The sequence below is a fragment of the Anaerolineae bacterium genome (assembly GCA_035529315.1).
Lineage (GTDB): Bacteria > Desulfobacterota > Desulfobacteria > Desulfobacterales > ETH-SRB1 > Desulfaltia.
Genome location: DATKWZ010000015.1, coordinates 51,411 through 68,792, shown reverse-complemented (window position 1 = coordinate 68,792; position 17,382 = coordinate 51,411). Strand labels below are relative to the sequence as shown.

At 42.4% G+C, this 17,382-nt stretch carries 15 protein-coding genes; 9 read left to right on the top strand and 6 right to left on the bottom strand.

The genetic code is table 11. The annotated features are described in order from the left end of the window. Window positions 1–94: 94 nt before the first annotated feature. The 5 genes from VMW78_02910 to VMW78_02890 form a co-directional block, all read right to left on the bottom strand. Window positions 95–496, bottom strand: coding sequence for a response regulator (locus tag VMW78_02910; GenBank protein ID HUV49959.1), 402 nt, complete (start codon window positions 494–496; stop codon window positions 95–97). 30 nt (window positions 497–526) lie between these two features. Beyond that, entirely contained in the window at window positions 527–1,357 is an 831-nt protein-coding gene (locus VMW78_02905) for a cytidylate kinase-like family protein (GenBank protein ID HUV49958.1), read from the bottom strand. Window positions 1,358–1,413: 56 nt separating this feature from the next. Beyond that, window positions 1,414–3,231: an SLC13 family permease gene (locus VMW78_02900; protein ID HUV49957.1), complete on the bottom strand. Its 1,818-nt coding sequence runs from the start codon at window positions 3,229–3,231 to the stop codon at window positions 1,414–1,416. Window positions 3,232–3,271: 40 nt separating this feature from the next. Beyond that, window positions 3,272–3,715 carry a universal stress protein gene (locus VMW78_02895; GenBank protein HUV49956.1) on the bottom strand — a complete coding sequence of 148 codons (444 nt, stop codon included), beginning with the start codon at window positions 3,713–3,715 and terminating at the stop codon, window positions 3,272–3,274. A gap of 370 nt (window positions 3,716–4,085) precedes the next feature. Then, on the bottom strand, window positions 4,086–4,514 hold the full coding sequence (locus VMW78_02890; protein ID HUV49955.1) for a response regulator: 429 nt from the start codon (window positions 4,512–4,514) through the stop codon (window positions 4,086–4,088). A 397-nt stretch (window positions 4,515–4,911) separates the two neighbouring features. On the opposite strand from VMW78_02890, the gene VMW78_02885 reads away from it, so the two are divergent. Further along, on the top strand, window positions 4,912–7,533 hold the full coding sequence (locus tag VMW78_02885; GenBank protein HUV49954.1) for a PEP/pyruvate-binding domain-containing protein: 2,622 nt from the start codon (window positions 4,912–4,914) through the stop codon (window positions 7,531–7,533). A 43-nt stretch (window positions 7,534–7,576) separates the two neighbouring features. Here VMW78_02885 and VMW78_02880 read toward each other — a convergent pair whose 3' ends face one another. Next, window positions 7,577–8,557, bottom strand: a complete 981-nt coding sequence (locus VMW78_02880) for a calcium/sodium antiporter (GenBank protein HUV49953.1) — start codon at window positions 8,555–8,557, stop codon at window positions 7,577–7,579. Window positions 8,558–8,801: 244 nt separating this feature from the next. Here VMW78_02880 and tkt point away from each other — a divergent pair, with 244 nt between their 5' ends. From tkt to VMW78_02840, 8 genes are all read left to right on the top strand, one after another. Next, complete coding sequence (gene tkt / locus VMW78_02875; GenBank protein HUV49952.1) at window positions 8,802–10,826, top strand: transketolase; 2,025 nt, start codon at window positions 8,802–8,804, stop codon at window positions 10,824–10,826. A 107-nt stretch (window positions 10,827–10,933) separates the two neighbouring features. After that, window positions 10,934–11,215, top strand: coding sequence for a TMEM165/GDT1 family protein (locus VMW78_02870; GenBank protein ID HUV49951.1), 282 nt, complete (start codon window positions 10,934–10,936; stop codon window positions 11,213–11,215). A gap of 114 nt (window positions 11,216–11,329) precedes the next feature. Then, window positions 11,330–11,626, top strand: a complete 297-nt coding sequence (locus VMW78_02865; GenBank protein HUV49950.1) for an STAS domain-containing protein — start codon at window positions 11,330–11,332, stop codon at window positions 11,624–11,626. A 14-nt stretch (window positions 11,627–11,640) separates the two neighbouring features. Further along, complete coding sequence (locus VMW78_02860; GenBank protein HUV49949.1) at window positions 11,641–12,030, top strand: response regulator; 390 nt, start codon at window positions 11,641–11,643, stop codon at window positions 12,028–12,030. Beyond that, a complete protein-coding gene (locus VMW78_02855; GenBank protein ID HUV49948.1) occupies window positions 12,023–14,152 on the top strand; it encodes a chemotaxis protein CheA in 2,130 nt (709 codons plus the stop codon). Before VMW78_02860 ends, VMW78_02855 begins: the two co-directional genes overlap by 8 nt. Then, complete coding sequence (locus VMW78_02850; protein ID HUV49947.1) at window positions 14,149–14,610, top strand: cytochrome c family protein; 462 nt, start codon at window positions 14,149–14,151, stop codon at window positions 14,608–14,610. The genes VMW78_02855 and VMW78_02850 overlap by 4 nt, the downstream gene beginning before the upstream one ends. Before the next feature lie 16 nt (window positions 14,611–14,626). Next, window positions 14,627–16,930 carry a methyl-accepting chemotaxis protein gene (locus tag VMW78_02845; protein HUV49946.1) on the top strand — a complete coding sequence of 768 codons (2,304 nt, stop codon included), beginning with the start codon at window positions 14,627–14,629 and terminating at the stop codon, window positions 16,928–16,930. Then, complete coding sequence (locus VMW78_02840; protein HUV49945.1) at window positions 16,930–17,379, top strand: chemotaxis protein CheW; 450 nt, start codon at window positions 16,930–16,932, stop codon at window positions 17,377–17,379. Before VMW78_02845 ends, VMW78_02840 begins: the two co-directional genes overlap by 1 nt. The last annotated feature ends 3 nt before the right edge of the window (window positions 17,380–17,382 follow it).

The following is a 17,382-nucleotide window of genomic DNA, read 5'->3' as shown; positions in this document are numbered from 1 at the left end:
ACTAACCTGTTCAAAACAAACAAAATTATATTTTATCTCATGCTAGATATTAATTTTCAAGCAATAAATCCCCCCCTTTTTTTACCAAAATTAATTATGCTTCTGCTACAATTTCTTTTTTATAACCAAGGGAAGCAGCTGCTTTTGCAATTAAGATACGGAGATCGTTAGGACTGAATGGCTTGGCTATCATATCAAAAGCGCCTTTGTCCATTGCTTCACGGGCTAGAGCTACCGTCGCATACCCTGTAATAATAATAACTTTGGTTCTGTCTGATTTTTTTTTCACCTGTTCTAAAACCTGGATTCCGTTCACATCAGCCATCATTATATCAGTAACAACAATATCAAACTCCTTTTCATTGATCCTGTTTAGAGCTTTTTGGGGATCATCAAATACTTCTACACCATAACCAGCTTTTTTAATCGCAGGCCCCAATCTGTTCCCAACTATAGCTTCATCATCCAATAGCAGAATTTCTAATTTTTCTTTCATTTTTTTACCCTCCATACATGTTAGAGCAGATTACTGCCCATGCGCAACCTTTGTAAATAAATCATAATCTATAAAAACCTCAATGTGTTTGACCCCTTCAATTCTCATGGCCTTTTGTTTCATTTCTAATACCTTATCCTGCGCCTTTTTCTTTATTGCTTTAGTATATGTATATACAGTTCCTTCATCGGATTTTACCTGCATTTTTGAATCTATATCAGCCAGAGTCGCCCTGACACGACATGACATTGCAACATTTTTCATGCATCTTAATGAATATGTCATTGGCTGAAATTTCTTGTGTTTTACGGTACTGATAATGGTCTCCAGAGCAGCTTCCATATCATCGCCCTTGATATGCCCTATGTTTATTACAAGATCATATAAGTTCGAATTTGCAATGTCTATATCATAAACAGCTTCAGCCCACTTTGTCCGCTCTTCATCCTCCTTTTCAATCACTTTACTTGCCTTATCCTGAGATATATTATCCAGCTTCATTCTGTTTTTTATCCTGTCCTCCAGGTTAGCAATAATCTGGACCTTGAGAACATGAGGAACCTCTTGGATAAGTGGAAGTCCGACGACCCCATAATACACTATATTATTTTTTAACAAACACTCTGCGATCAAAGTCTCAATAAATATTATATATTCAGGTTTAGTCTTGGAAAACATGCCAATGCCTGATGGTGCTTCTTTAAAAGCTCGAACAAGCTTTGGTTCAGAAACACCGAATTCCTTAGAAACCAGTGATAAAATATTCTCACTATCTATATACTCGTAATCCAATCTTTTGGCGGCACTTTTAGCTATTTGCCTTCCGATGTAAGAACCTGCGGTAATAGTTATAATGGACACTTTTGCCCCTCCTTAAAATATATTTTAAAGTTTTTTATATATTTTCCACGACCTGATTAAACTCCGTAAAATAAATAAAGCATGCCGATTAATACTGTTATAAATAATACTGTCATAATCCCGCCGGCCTTTATAAAATCTACACTTCTATATCTGCCTGGCCCCATATAAAGCGCATTAACCTGATGTGTCGGCAGCATAAACGAATTTGAAGTCGCCAAGCCTACCACAAGTGCAGCCATCCTGGGATCTATGCCCGCAGCTAGAGCCATATTAACCACAAGCGGCACAAGAAGTACTGTAGCGCCCACATTTGAAATAACGAGAGTAAAAAAAGTGGAAAGCACTGCGATGGCTGTCAACAGTACAACAGGAGAAACATCGCCCATTAAATTAAGAATAGTATGAGCAATCCACGCCGCCGTACCTGTTTTCTCGGTTGCAATCCCCAAGGGAATAAGTCCGGCAAGGAGGAAGATCGTCCGCCAGTCAACAGACTTGTATGCCTCGTCTATAGTGAGTACCCGGCATACAATCATTCCAAAGGCTCCGGTCATAAGACATACCGACAACTGAATTTTAAATATAATTATCATTACAAGGGCTACTGCCAGCCAAAAACCGGCTATTAAAGATTTTTGCGGTTTAATAACTTCACTTACCGGAGTTGTAAAAATAAAATTGTGTCTTTCCTGTAAAATATTAAACCGTTCCCAAGTACCCTGAAGCAGTATTGAATCACCTGATTGCAGTTTAAAATCTGAAAGCCCGGAATAAAAAGCCTTGTCTGAACGATAAATTGCCAATGGGTTTACCTGAAACTGTTCCCAGAAATGCGCCTTTCTCAGGGTTTTGCCGATTAACTCGGAACGAGGTGCAACGACGGCCTCAATGGTTCCGGATATGGCTGGAGACATTTCATTCTGGAATAATTCCAAAGAGTCTTTAATCTGCATTCCAAGTTCTTTGGCCATTTTCTCAACATTTTTCCGCAGTCCGTAAGCAACAATATCAACATCAGACCTTATCTCCATGTCTGAATCAACGGAAAGAAGCTTAAAACCATCCCTTCCGGCAATCGCAACAATATTTACCAAATATTTTTCCCTTAAATCTTTAATCGTCAAAGGATCTCTGAAATCGGTAAAATCACCAGGCACTTTTAACTCAAATGGATCGCCGATGTTTTCGTAAGAACTTGCAAGTCCCTTAATAGATTCATCAGCAGAACCGCCATCTCCAATTTTTCCCTTAGGAAGCACAAACCGTCCGAAAAAGATGAAGAACCCGATTCCAGACCCGACTAACGCCAAACCAATAGGAGTCACATCAAACAGGCCAAATGGCTTAAGATTAAAGGGAGCCAGCAAATCGTTTAAAAGAATCAACGGACTGCAACCCACCAGAGTTACAGTGCCGCCAAGAATTGCACAAAAACCGATGGGCATAAGCATCTGTGGAAGTGGTATGTTCATTGATTTGCTTACACGCCTGACAGCAGGCAGGAAAAGAGCTGCAGCACCGATGTTCTGCATAAAACTCGAAATTCCTGCTACAGTTGCTCCCATAGCAATAACAACCCGAGACGCGCTGTTGCCGGCCAATTTCATTACCGGCTTAACCAATCTGTTTATGAGTCCGGTTTTGTCCAGACCAGCGCCTATGATAATAACCGCAATGATAGAAATAACTGCATTGCTGCTAAAACCGGAAAACGCTTCTTTAGGTGTAACTAAATGAAGCAAAGGCAGCATAATCGTCATTAGTATAGCAACCATATCAACGCGAATCCATTCGACAATAAAAAGGAACACCGCTACTCCTATCATCATCATGACCAAAATCATTTCTGTTGTTAACACATTCGCTTCCATAAAAAATCAATCTCCTTTTTAATCAGATTAAACTACCTAATCATTCAAATCTCTTTGCTTTTTCCTTTACGGTTAATACACGGCAAGATGTCATCTGAGCCAGTAAAGATATATTTTTTTTGATTTTCTGATAATACTCATCCTGTTTATCAGGAACGGCAATCACTATCTCGGCTATGTTCAAATCCCGCACGAACTCGCAGACCTTTTCTATATATTCACCACGGCACTCGTACTGCTCAATGTTGATTCCTTCCATAGTACTCTTGTCTATAAGCAGCTCTACTTTTCCCCTGATTTTTCTTTCTCTGTCCTTTTCTTGAGGAATGTCTGGCTCAAAACAATCTGACATTGCTTTATCATCTTTTGATAAGAACAGAAAAATTGGCTTAGAGCCGCTTCTCTTGGCGAATTCAACAGCGTAACGAGCCGCATTCAGCGATATCTCAGAAAAATTATCCAAAGGTACGAGTATCTTGTTCAACTAACTTTATCCCTCATTGATTAAATAAATTATATGGCCCAGGCCTTAAAGGGAACCACAGTCCCTTTTGATCAATTGAAGCTCCCCGCCGCAAGCAGCGGGGAATGCGCTCGCTTTTGCGGTTCAATAAAAACTATAATCAAGAAATATGCCAAATAATTATATTCAATAATTACGGATTGTTATATTTTGAAGATCAGGAAAGAGCAGTGGGTAGCGTTTCAATATGAAACGCATAGGACATGTTGCAGCTATTTGTTTATATTAAAGCCCAACAAGAGTAGATGATATGAAAATATGTTTCATTTCGGGACTATGTTTCATTTTGAAATTGAAACTAAAGGGCAAATAAAAGAAAAAGGATTTATATTCATTCTGGCTCGTTCGAGGTCATTTCCGGTATATTGACGGCATCTATACCTTTTTCATTAAATAATCTTTTCTCACAAGCCAACCGTAACTTTTCAATAAGTTCATCACGATCAAAAGGCTTCATAAGATAATCAAATGCCCCCAGCCTCATGCCTTCAATGGCAACCTGAACCGAGGCATGGCCGGTAAGCATTATTACTTCTGTAATCGGCTTGATTTTTTTTATTTCCCTGAGGGTTTCTATGCCATCTATTCCCGGCATTAAAACATCCAGCAATACTGTAATAAAATCCTGCTGTTTAATCTTCTCCAAGGCTTCACTGCCATTCATTGCCGTACTTATATCAAAACCTTTTTTTATCAAGAATTTTGAAAGGTATTTAAGCGTTATCTCCTCATCATCAACAAGCAATATCTTGTGCTTCATTGTCCACTCCTTGTTATAAATTCATTTAGAACACAGCTATCAATCAAAAAATTTTGATGCTGTCGATAGATGGCGGTTCCAAACAACCATTAATATTTCAATATGAAACGTTGGTTTCATATTGAAACTCTAATCAAAAAACCTGACTGTTTTGGCCATTAGAATGATTGAAGATTCCCTGCAGCAAGCTACGGGGAACGCGCTCGCTATTGCAGTTCAAAATATTACCGTTAAGGAATTAGGTTTCGTTTTGAAACGTCTTTATTGCCTCCCAAAATACCGTATAAATATAACTATTTGTAATTTAAGGGAATCCGATCTGGCACATTTTTTGATTACAATTCTATGCAATATACATGCTAAAAATTAATCTGCTAAATTGAAGTCTGGAGTAAAGATGTTTGGATTAAGGAAATCAATAAAAAAAATCTTTTCGGGTAAAAAAGGGGAAGGCCCAACTTCCGAAAAATCGCCCGACGATGTTATCCGCTCCCTCTTCAAAACAAAGTACTGGAATTTCAAAAGTCTTTTAAGCATCAATAATACAATTCTTAAGATTATGTCGGAAATGGAATTGGCACTGCAGGGAAACAAAAAATTCAGCATGGAATTCATTCGTGCAAACTGCATATCCATTTCAGTAAATATATATAAACTCATTGAAAAAATAAATGAGCTTTCCGACAATCGTTATGAAACGCTCTACCATGCTTTTGCCGATATTCAATATAAAATAAATCAAATAATAGAAAAAAAGGAAGAGGCAGACGAAGGCAGACTGGTTATATCGATTGAAAATATAAATAAAGACAGCGCAAAGCACACTGGCAGTAAGATGGCGAATTTAGGCGAAATTATGGACATGGAACACCTTAGTGTTCCGCATGGTTTTGTTATTACAACCTCTGCATATAATCTGTTCCTGAATCATGGTTCTCTCCAAAAAAAAATCAGCCAGCAGCTTCAATCAGTTGATATTGAAGATATAACAATGCTGGGAAATGCCAGCGCAAATATCGAAAAGCTTATAATGCAATCAAGTGTTCCTTTAGAACTCGAAAAAGCAATACTTGCGGAATACCAGTGCCTGGAAGAAAAAACAGAAAAAGATGTCAAAGTATCAATGCGCAGCAGCGCCCTGGGCGAAGACAGCCAGGAAGCATCCTTTGCAGGTCAATATCACACAGAACTGAATGTAAGCTCTAAAGAACTTATTAACTCATATAAAAAAGTTCTTGCCAGCAAATATTCTCCATGGGCTATTACATACCGTTTCAATAAGGGCTTTAGCGATGAAGACATTGTCATGTGCGTTGGCTGTGTGGCAATGGTTGAAGCTGTTTCCAGTGGAGTTATGTATTCAAGAGATCCAGGCAACATCCACAATAATCAAATATTCATCAATGCAGTTAAAGGATTAGGCAAATCAGTGGTCGAGGGGAGCACATCACCTGATTTATTTGTGGTTTCCAGGAAGCAGCCATTTCAAGTGGTTAAAAAAGAGATTCATGCCAAAGATCAGGAAACTTTAACTTTTTCCAACAAAAATCTCCAAACCGTCAAAATGCCTGATACAGAAAAAAACCTGCCGGCTATCACGGATTTACAGGCCCAATTTCTGGCAAAACAGGCTGTTATGCTTGAAAAGCACTTTCAAACGCCACAAGATATCGAGTGGACTATAGAAAAAAACAGTCAGATAAAGATACTGCAAACCCGTCCGCTGAAACAGATAATAAAGGAAGACAATAAATATAAAGATGACTCAGAAATAAAGGTTAATAACCGTGTGATAATCAGTGGGGGCATTACAGCAAGCCCGGGCGTAGCATGCGGGCCGGCATTTATCGTGAACTCGGACGAAGAAATTTATAAATTTCCCAGAGGCTCTGTTTTAGTGGCAAAAAAATCCCTGCCTAAATGGGCGGCGATATTGAATAAAGCTGCCGCAATTGTAACAGATCGTGGAGGAATTACCGGTCATCTGGCTACCGTTGCAAGAGAATTCGGTATTCCGGCGCTCTTTGATACCATTGAAGCAACCAGCAAAATTAAAAATAAATCTATTATCACGGTTGATGCCTTTGCACGGAAAGTATACGAAGAAAAAGCCGAGGCATTATTAAAAGCAAACCGCGCGCAACATACCAGTATAATTAAAGGAAGCCCTGTTTATATAACCTTGAAAAAAATGCTGAAGCATATCACCCCGCTGAATCTTACTGATCCAAAAGCCGGCAATTTTACGCCTGACGGCTGCCACACATATCACGACATTACCCGCTTATGCCATGAAAAGGCCGTAGAAGAAATGTTTGATTATGGCAAAAAGAACAGAAATATAAATACAGGGAAAAGGCTGGTTGCAAATGGTCTCCCAACCCAGTGGATGCTTATTGATTTGGGAGATGGTTTAAAAGGAGCAGTGGAAAAAAATACTGTAATACTTGAAAATATAGCATCTGTCCCGATGCTTGCTCTATGGGAGGGAATAACCGCTGTAGAATGGGAGGGCCCGCCTCCTGTTGACACTAAAGGATTGATGTCCATAATGGTCGAATCTACCATGAATCGTAATTTATCCCCATCAAATCAATCAAATTATTCTCAGAATGACTGCGCCATTATTTCAAAAAACTTTTGCAATCTAAGCTGCCGGTTCGGTTATCATTATTCGGTTGTACAGACTTTTATCAGTGATGAGTCCAGAGAAAATTACATAAAATTCTGTTTCAAGGGCGGGGCTGCGGACCTTACCAGAAAGCTTCGCAGAATGCAGCTTATAAAAGAAATTTTAGGCAAATATGATTTTCAGGTACAAATACATGAAGATTACATGAATGCAACTATCGAGGGATATGATAAATCTTTTTTAATAAAACGTCTTAAGATACTTGGATATCTTACAATGCATACAAGGCAGCTTGATATGATAATGGGCAACCCTGCCAGAGCAGCTTATTACAAGGAAAAAATGCTAAAAGACATAAGCTCCTGGTTCCCACAACCACGTGGATAGACTGAAGGCTGTTAGGGAGCATTCAGCCCTGTTCGCCTTAGAGTTACAATGATTTAATTGTCAGATAAGCGATGTATCCGACATATCCTGATAAAAGGACAACGCCATCCTTTTTCATAAGCATGCATTTCTTTCTCATCATCAGCCATGGTAAAAAACCGATAAATATCATGACCAGGTAATCAATTAGTAAACCGCTCTGAATAAAACCGCCTGGAATCAAAATAGGCCTGACCAGCGATGCAATCCCGAGTACTCCAAGTATATTGAAAATGTTACTCCCAAAAATGTTGCCAAGGCTGATATCCATCTCCTTTCTTATCGCGGCAACAACAGAAATGGCAAGTTCAGGCAGTGAAGTCCCGAAAGCAACTATCGTTAACCCGATAAACTTTTCACTTATACTAAATACTTGCATTATTTTTACTGCTGAATCAATCAGTATCTCCGCGCCTGATACTACAAATACAATCCCTGCAAAAATAAGTGTGATCTGTTTTGCCTTTGAGGAAATATATCCAATTTCACCACCTGCAAGCTCAGCGGTATAGTTTTCTTTGCTTGCCGTATATTTTGTTTCTTTCACGGCAAAGCGATAGTTAAACCATGTGTACAGGATGATTCCTCCCACCATAGTAGCTCCCTCAAGCCTTCCTATTTGAGAATTGAGAGAAATCAGCAAAAGGCATAAAGATATCCCGAGCATAATAGGTATATCTCTCTTAACAACAGAGCTATTACCTTTAATTGGTATAAATAATGCTGCAAGCCCGAGAACAAGAGCGATGTTGCAAATATTGCTGCCCACAACGTTTCCCACAGCAATCATGCTTTTTTGTTGTAAAGAAGAAATAACACTTACAACGAGCTCTGGTACCGAAGTGCCGAATGCAACTACCGTCAAGCCTATAACCATAGGCGTTAAACCAAGGCTTCGCGCGAGACTGGACGCCCCCTTTACAAGCCACTCCGCCCCATAGTAAAGCATCAACAATCCTATAACAAATAAAGCCCAGGCAAGCATCGTGCCTTAAATCTCCATTTATAAGCCCATCAAATAATGATACTTAGATTAATTTAGTTTCAATAAATTATCCATATAACAAATGTTTCAGATTTAACAAACAATATAAGTAATTAATTCAGGTTAGACCGTTTAACACTTCAAAATATATGATTAAAATACTTGCATATAAAATTAAATAGGTGTTAGCTTTCAGTTGTCAATATCTAATATCTGATTCTGATTATATAAGGAGAAACTATTCATGAACAAAGGGATAGATAACTGGTCTAAACTTGATGAACTTTGCATAAATACGATCCGCACGCTTTCCATGGACGCCATCCAAAAGGCCAATTCCGGCCATCCTGGCGCGCCGATGGGGCTTGCGTCAGCAGCATATGTGCTCTGGACCCGGATTTTAAAACACAATTCAGACAATCCCGACTGGCTGGACAGGGACCGGTTTGTGCTTTCCGGAGGTCACGCATCAATGCTTCTTTACAGCCTGCTATATCTTTCAGGTTATGATCTGAGCCTGGATGATATAAAAAATTTCAGGCAAATGGGCAGCAAAACCCCGGGGCATCCTGAATTCGGACATACTCCGGGCGTTGAAACAACAACCGGTCCCCTGGGGCAGGGTTTTGCCAATGCAGTTGGCATGGCAATGGCTGAACAACACCTTGCGGCAACATATAACCGCCCTGATTGTGAGATTGTGGATCACCATACATTTGTAATGTGTGGCGACGGGGACATGATGGAGGGGATAACATCTGAAGCCGCATCACTTGCCGGCCACCTCGGTCTTTCCAGGTTGATCTGTATTTATGATGATAACAAAATTTCTATCGAAGGAAGCACGGATATATCCTTTACGGAAGATGTCGCCCAAAGATTCAAGGCATACAACTGGCATGTGAATCAGGTTGAGGATGGAAATGATCTGGATGCGATTTATAATGCTCTTGTTGCGTCAAAGCAGGAAACTGATAAGCCCTCCCTGATTATGCTGAGCACACATATTGCATTTGGCAGCCCAAACAAACAGGACTCGTCAGATGCCCATGGAGCGCCCCTTGGTGAAGATGAAGTTAGGCTTACAAAGCAAAGACTGGGCTTTCCTGAATCAGATACATTTTACGTTCCTGAGCAGGTTCTTGATATATTCAAAAAATATACTGCCCGGGGAAAGGAAGCAGAATCAAAATGGCAGGAAAGATTCGAGATCTACACAGATAGATACCCTGATCTTGCAGAAAGATGGACAGATGCTGTAAGCAACACATTAAAGGATGGATGGGATGCGGAACTGCCGCATTTCGAAGGCTCCGTTGCAACGCGCGCAGCATCCGGCAAGGCGCTCAATGCTATTGCAGAAAAGGTTGCCTCTCTTATTGGTGGATCCGCTGATCTCGCTCCTTCAAACAATACAATTATCAAATCTTCCCATGATTTTCAAAAAAATATGTATGACGGCAGGAATATCCGTTTTGGCGTCAGGGAGCATGCCATGGGGGCTATCCTGTCCGGCATGGCGATTCATAAGGGTTTGAGGCCGTATGGTGGCACTTTCCTTGTGTTTGCGGATTATATGCGTCCTTCAATACGCCTTGCAAGCATGATGAAATTGCCTGTAATATATGTTTTTACTCATGACAGTATTGCGGTTGGCGAAGATGGTCCAACGCACCAGCCGGTTGAGCATATAGCGAGTTTAAGGGCCATTCCAGGGCTGACCTTAATCCGTCCCGCAGATGCCGTGGACACAGCAGAAGCATGGCGTATTGCGATGAAGAGTGTTAATGGTCCCGTAGCCCTGATCCTGAGCCGCCAGAAGCTTCCTGTATTAGACAGATCAAAATATGGCCCGGCAGAGGGGCTTGCAAACGGCGCCTATATCTTGTATGATTCAAAGGGGTCTGATTCAGAGGACAAACCAGACTTGATCCTGATTGCCAGCGGCTCAGAGGTTCATATAGCTCTAACAGCGGCCGGAATTCTTGCGGATCAAGGCGTTTCAGTCAGGATGGTCAATATGCCGAGCTGGGAACTTTTTGAAAAAATGCCGCGGGAATATAAGGATAAAGTCCTGTTGCCGGATGTGGAAAAGCGCATTGCCGTTGAAGCCGGCATTCCGATGGGATGGGAACGATATGTCGGAACCAGCGGGAAAATAATCGGCATAACCGGTTTTGGAGTTTCAGCGCCCGGTGGAAAAGTTATGGGAAAGTTCGGATTTACGTCTGAAAATATAGTTAAAAAGGCAATCGAGTTGTTAAAGTAAGAACCAGCTATTTTCACCACGGAGAACACAGAGAAAACGTTTCTTTTTTATAGAAAATCTCAGCGTGCTCTGTGGTAAGAATTTTTTGATTAAAAAGGAGGAAGCTTATGAATTTAAAGCTTATTCTGACAACATTCGGCCTGGTATTTCTGGCAGAGCTGGGGGATAAAACACAGTTTGCCACATTTTGTCTTTCTGCGGACAATGATTCAAAGATTTCCGTATTTCTAGGGTCTGCGATCGCCCTTGTGACAACTTCGCTTATCGCTGTGGTATTTGGCGCGGTCTTCAGCCGGTTTATTCCGTATAATTATATCAAAATCGGAACAGGAGTTTTTTTTATTATCGCAGGTATATGGTTTTTAATGTCTCCGGCCAGGAATGTGTAGATGGTGTCTTTGTACCTGTGTCAGAATTATTATGAAAAACCTTGATATTTTTATTTTGTTGTTCTATTTTTGAATAGTTAAAAGATCTTGAAAAAAGGTGGTTAAAAAACAGAGATGTCGCAGTTTACTGTAAGCCAGGATGCCGAAGGTGTTTTTCAGTTTAAAGGAGAGTTGACCATACATGGCATTGACTACCTGAACAAGCTTCTTCTTGATATTTCTCTTGCTCACGCAAAGAAAATTTCCATTTGTATGTCAGGGGTAACATTTGCAGACACTGCGTCGTTGCAGCTCCTTATCGCCTTCAAGAGGTCATTGAAACCCGAGACCGAATGGAGGTTGCTGGGATTGTCTCCTAAGCTGGAAAAGATTCTGGAAATAAGCGGTCTCAAAACAGCCCTGGTAGATTAGTTGATTGGAGGAACATGGAAAAACTTATCCTGGTGGTAGATGATTCTCCTACTGTTCGATCGTCGGTTTCCTTTTGCCTTAGTAATGCCGGATATAAGGTAACAGAGGCTGAAAATGGGAAAGATGCTCTTGAAAAGCTGGCAAACATGAAGGAAGAGGGGCAAATTCCTTCCCTGATTGTCACCGACGTCAATATGCCTCAAATGGATGGTATTGCTTTCATAGAAGAGGTCAAGAAAGGCGATTTTCGCTTTCTTCCCATACTTGTTTTTACCACGGAATCGGAAGAGTCAATGATAGAAAAGGGAAGAGCTGCCGGGGCTGCCGGATGGCTGGCAAAGCCTTTCCGCCCCGAGAAATTTTTGTGGGCAATAAAGAAACTGGTGTGGACTACTGATGAATGAACATGAAGAGACATTGCAGGTCTTTTTTGCTGAAACAGAAGACCTGCTCAAAAGATCAGAAGAGAGCCTGCTGCGCATAGAGACTGCTCCCGGACCCGGGCCCGACCTGGAAGAACTTTTTAGAGCAATTCACACTTTAAAGAGTGGTTCCGCCATGGTAGGGTTTAATACTCTTTCCGGATACGTTCACCTTATCGAAAACCTTCTGGACCGGATCAGAAATAATCAACTTTCCATAACCAGGCCGCTTATCTCCTTTCTTCTGGAGGATGTTGATTTTATCCGCGCCATAGTGGACAGGTGTGCTGGTGGTAGTGAAGATATTGATGCTGGTGTTTTAAATACTCGCAAAGCCCAGTTAAACCGTTTTTTGGGTATAGAGGGGGGTTCCGGGAAAGAGGAAACGATCAGGGAAGCAGTCCCTGATTCTGCCAAGGACAAGAGTTGGCATTATTATCATATCGATCTTAAGTTTAGAAAGGACCTTTTCAATTCCGGCCATGATCCTCTTCTTCTACTGCTAAACCTGACAGAGTTGGGAGAATGTGTGGAAGTAGCGGCGGATACTTCTGAACTTCCCCACTATAAAGGGATGGATTTTTATAAACTTTATATTTCATGGCGAGTCATTCTGAAGACTACCGCATCTATCCAGGAAGTCAAAGATGTCTTTATGTTTGTCAAAGATGAACATAATATAGTAATTGATGAGATAACCGATCGCCACAGTGAAGGAGGAGTCGAGCTCCAATTAGGAGAGATGCCTCTGGGTGAAGCCCTTGTCGAAAGCGGCGGTATTACCAAAGAAGATTTGAAAAGCGCTCTTGATAAGCAGAAGAAGCTTGGAGAGATTCTGGTAGATGAGGGGAAAATTGATAAAGAAGCTGTCCAGAAAATGATTTCTTTGCAGCAGGAAAGCCGTTCTGCCTATAGAAAGACAAGCGTGCGGGTAGATGTGAAAAAGATAGACCATCTGGTCAACCTTGCCGAGGAAATCGGAATTAATCTCTCCAGAGTGCAGAGTTTCGTTATCAGAGAAGGGGATCTTTCCAGGAATAAAATCGAACAAGAGATAGAAAACCTGCTCAAGGTGAATCGTGAATTTCAGGAGCAGGTAGCCGGCGTCCGGATGTTTTCTCTAAAAGGAACTTTCCTCCGGTTTCAGAGGCTTGTTAGAGATGCCGCCTATGATCAAAAGAAGCTGATAAAGGTTATTCTGTCAGGTATTGATACGGAACTGGATAAAGAGGTAATCGAATATATAGCAGATCCATTAAAGCATCTGGTTCGGAACTGTGTGGATCATGGTATAGAGCCACCTGAAGAGCGGGTGGCGGCAGGAAAACCCGCAGAAGGAATAATCGAGTTTAAGGCATACCAGAAGGGTGGAAAGATATTCATACAAATTTATGACGATGGTCGCGGTCTCAATATAGAAAAAATACGCCGCCGTGCTCTGGAAATGGGGCTCGATAAAGCAGGTGAAAAGCTCGACAACGACAGACTTGTGGAGATCATCTGCCACCCTGGTTTTTCTACGGCATCAAGCGTTACCGAACTCTCCGGAAGAGGGGTTGGCATGGATGTTGTCAAGACACAGGTTGAGCTGGTTGGAGGGTCAATACAAATCGAGACGAAAAAGGGAAAGGGAACCGTATTTACTCTGGCTCTTCCTCTGACCTTTGCCCTCACCGAAGCTCTGCACGTAAGGGATCAGGACAGATCTTATCTGGTGCCTCTCTGGGGGATAATAGGAGTAGGAAGGTTTGATGCAGAACGCATTCGAACCTTTGGCGCGGATGAGAAGGTCTACCGGTTCAGGGGTGAGTATCTTCCCCTTATGAGTTTATGCCGTATCTACGGGACGATTGCGCCGGAGAACGACCGCACGGGGATGGCTACGGTCTTTCTTGATACCGGAAAACAAAAGTTCGGAATCCTCTTTGACGAAGTGCTTGCTTCTTATCAGGTGGTAGTCAAGAGCATTGAATCAAACTATCAGAGCGTCAAAGGAGTGAGCGGCGCCACTATCATGGGAGATGGTTCTGCGGCCATTGTCCTCGACCTTCTTGGGCTTGAGGAAATTTTTTTCAAACATTCATTGCCGGGGGGTGCAGTATGAAAATAAAGAAATGGCGCGGCATTTTGCTGGTTTTTCTTTTTTCCTTGCCTGTAGGAGCGCAGGAGCAGGAGACAAATACTTATGTTGGGTCTGCATCGTGCAGGTCCTGCCACGAAGTACAATATGAGTCCTTCCTGAGTCATGCCAGAAAAAGCCGTTCCTTTAAGAGCATAGAGAGGATGAAAAAGGGTCTTACCGAGGATGAAATCAGGGGATGCTATGGCTGCCATACTACCGCCTACGGCGAACCGGGTGGTTTTACTGATCCAAAGCAGACGCCTGAACTCAAAAACGCAGGATGCGAGGTCTGTCATGGTCCCGGCAAACTCCATATGGATACGCAGGATCCGGCTCGAATCATAAGGAACGTGACTATAGATGTTTGCCAGAAGTGCCATACCAAGGAAAGAGTGGGGGCTTTCCGTTACAAACCGATAATCTATGCCGGTTCCCATTGAACTGGAGGGGAGATCAATGAGAAATACTATCAATAAGTTTTTTAAAAATATGCGGATGCGAACCAAGATATTTGTTGCAACTATCATGGTAGTGTCTGTTTTTATGGGGCTCAGTCTCTATCAAAGCCTTATACTCCATAAAAAAACCGCTATAAACCAGGCGTCTGAGTTTTCAAATCACATGCTGGACAATGTTTACAGCGCCATCAGGTTTCCCATGTCAGTTGGGGACGAAAAGACAGTGAAAGAGCAGATGAAAGACGTAAAAGAGCGCATGGGTGGCGTTCAGGTTTACATCGCAGACTTTCACCAGAACATATCCTATGCATCGGAAAAAGAACGCGTCGACAGAAACATGGAAAAGTATCTCCATGGAAACGAGTCGCGCAATGCCTTGGTCCAAGCGCTGGCAACCGGCAAAGCTCCGGGAATATCATTTTCCGAAACAGAGGACAAAGCCCCTTTTCTGGTAACCATTAAGCCGATTCTTAATGAATCAGCCTGTTACCACTGTCATGGAGCCAGCAGAAAAGTCCTCGGCGTAATGGTTATCAAACAGCCTGTCAAAAATGTGTTTGATGCCATCAATCATACAAGAAACAGACTTATTGTCTATTTTATGGCTGCCCTCATAGGAGTTGTGATCTTCATAAATTTCTTTTTTTCCAGGCTTGTTTCGCGGCGAATTCAACTGCTGAAAGAAAAAACCAGCCTGGTGGCTGCCGGAGATGTTACGGTGGAAGCTGTTGATAACCATCGAGACTCGATCGGGAGCCTGTCCCGCAACTTCAACCAGATGGTGAAGAGCATACGCGACCGGATGGAATATGCCAACAGCCTGAAACTTGGGATCGTCGATCCGTTTTTCATGGTCGATCCGGAGCTGAACATGACTTTTATTAACGAAAACGCAGCGCGCATGGCCGGCCTGTCGCCGGATAAGGCCATAGGGAAGCCATGTTATGAAGTCTTCCATACCTCTGCCTGCAAGGATTGTCCTTTAAAGAAGGCCATGGATACCGGTGAGGTTGCGAAAGCCACACGCATGACTCTGACGGATAAGAAGGGAAATGAGATCCCGGCGATGTCCATCGCTTCCATTCTGAAGGATTCTTCAGGAAAGGTACTGGGGGCGTTTGAGATTATTCGCGATCTGACTACAGAAGTGGAGGCGGAAAAGAGCCTTCAGGAGGCATATCTCCGGGAAGGCAAAGCCAAACAGGAGCTGGAGAAAAAGGTAGATGACCTTTCCAAGATGCTCGAGCAGGTAGCCAAGGGCGATCTTACCATGCGCGGAACTCTCTCCGGAACAGAAGATGCCATGGATGTGATGACCAAAAAGATCAATGAGACGTTCGACAGTATAGTGAATTTGATCTCCCAGGTCAAGAATCACATTATTCCGGTAATCAAGGGTGTTAGGCATATCTCTGAGGGAAATCAGAACCTTTCCAAGCGGACCGAGCAGCAGGCATCAGCCATGGAGGAGATAAGCGCTACTCTGGAGGAGCTTGTCTCAAACACCGCTGGAAATTTGACAAATACCCGCCATGCGGATTCCCTTTCCAAAGATGCTGTGAAGGTGGCCCGGGAGGGGGCAAATGAGGTGGAAAAGACCGCTAATGCAATGGTTGATATGTCAAATGCGAGCCAGAAGATTGTTGAGATGGTGGATCTGATCAATGAAATCACATTCCAGACGAATCTGCTATCCATCAATGCGGCTGTTGAGGCTGCTCGTGCAGGAGAACAAGGACGCGGATTTGCGGTCGTAGCCAATGAAATACGAAATCTTGCGAAAAGGAGCGGGGCTGCATCCAAGGATATTCAAAAACTGGTCCGGGAAATTATAAGCAAGGTGAGCTCAACCGGGCAGTGGGTGGACAAACTGAAAGAATGTTTTACCGAGATCGTGCAAACATCAATGCAGGTCTCAGATGCATTGGGAGAGGTCACCCTGGGGAATGAGGAAAGCTCGAAGGGGATCGAACAGATCAGCCAGGGGACCCAGGAGCTGAGCAATGTGAACGAAAAGAACGCCTATTTTGTGGAAGAGATTTCGCAGGAGACCCGAAAGCTTTCGGAAAAAACACAGCAGCTTCATAATATAACCGGGCTATTTATCCTTGGAGACAAGGAGGAGCAAAAGGAGGAGGATCTGAAAATTGAAAAGGACCCGCTGCCGGCTCTCAAAAATCGCCGGGAGTCTAAAGCTCTTCCCACCCCGCTGTATGAGGATCTGCTGACCAAACCACCTTTAGATGACCTGAATGAAGATTTGTTGGAAAAAGAGTTTGAAGGAGGATTTAAGGAATTCTGATGGCAAAAACCCAATACGTTGTCTTTTCAATAAATCAGCAGATTTTCGGGATTGAACTATTAAAAATAAAAGAGACCTTAAGCTACCGGAAGGTCACCCCTCTGCCGCAAGTGGACGAGTTTGTCAAGGGGATCATCAACTTACGCGGAGCTGTCATTCCTGTTTTTGATCTACGGGAAAAGTTCAATCTTCCTGCAAAGGAATATACAAGTTTTCATGTGATTATTGTTGTTGAAATTGCTGGGCGGATTATGGGCGTCATAGTTGACGAAATTTTGGATGTGCTGGAGATCCTCCCTGAAGAGTTTCAAACAACAAAGAACCTTCCATCGAACCTCCGACGGGAGTACCTAAAGGGGGTCGGGAAAAAGCAAGACGAAATGATAATTATCCTGGACATAGATCGTCTGTTAAGTCCTGAAGAGCTCGAACTGGTAGATTCGGCTTAGAAC

Coding starts and splice junctions, on each gene's coding strand:
- VMW78_02880 (HUV49953.1), bottom strand. CDS start 8,557: ATGCTTGCCTGGGCTTTATTTGTTATAGGATTGTTGATGCTTTACTAT.
- VMW78_02845 (HUV49946.1), top strand. CDS start 14,627: ATGAGAAATACTATCAATAAGTTTTTTAAAAATATGCGGATGCGAACC.
- VMW78_02850 (HUV49947.1), top strand. CDS start 14,149: ATGAAAATAAAGAAATGGCGCGGCATTTTGCTGGTTTTTCTTTTTTCC.
- VMW78_02910 (HUV49959.1), bottom strand. CDS start 496: ATGAAAGAAAAATTAGAAATTCTGCTATTGGATGATGAAGCTATAGTT.
- VMW78_02885 (HUV49954.1), top strand. CDS start 4,912: ATGTTTGGATTAAGGAAATCAATAAAAAAAATCTTTTCGGGTAAAAAA.
- VMW78_02855 (HUV49948.1), top strand. CDS start 12,023: ATGAATGAACATGAAGAGACATTGCAGGTCTTTTTTGCTGAAACAGAA.
- VMW78_02870 (HUV49951.1), top strand. CDS start 10,934: ATGAATTTAAAGCTTATTCTGACAACATTCGGCCTGGTATTTCTGGCA.
- VMW78_02900 (HUV49957.1), bottom strand. CDS start 3,231: ATGGAAGCGAATGTGTTAACAACAGAAATGATTTTGGTCATGATGATG.
- VMW78_02840 (HUV49945.1), top strand. CDS start 16,930: ATGGCAAAAACCCAATACGTTGTCTTTTCAATAAATCAGCAGATTTTC.
- VMW78_02860 (HUV49949.1), top strand. CDS start 11,641: ATGGAAAAACTTATCCTGGTGGTAGATGATTCTCCTACTGTTCGATCG.
- VMW78_02865 (HUV49950.1), top strand. CDS start 11,330: ATGTCGCAGTTTACTGTAAGCCAGGATGCCGAAGGTGTTTTTCAGTTT.
- tkt (HUV49952.1), top strand. CDS start 8,802: ATGAACAAAGGGATAGATAACTGGTCTAAACTTGATGAACTTTGCATA.
- VMW78_02890 (HUV49955.1), bottom strand. CDS start 4,514: ATGAAGCACAAGATATTGCTTGTTGATGATGAGGAGATAACGCTTAAA.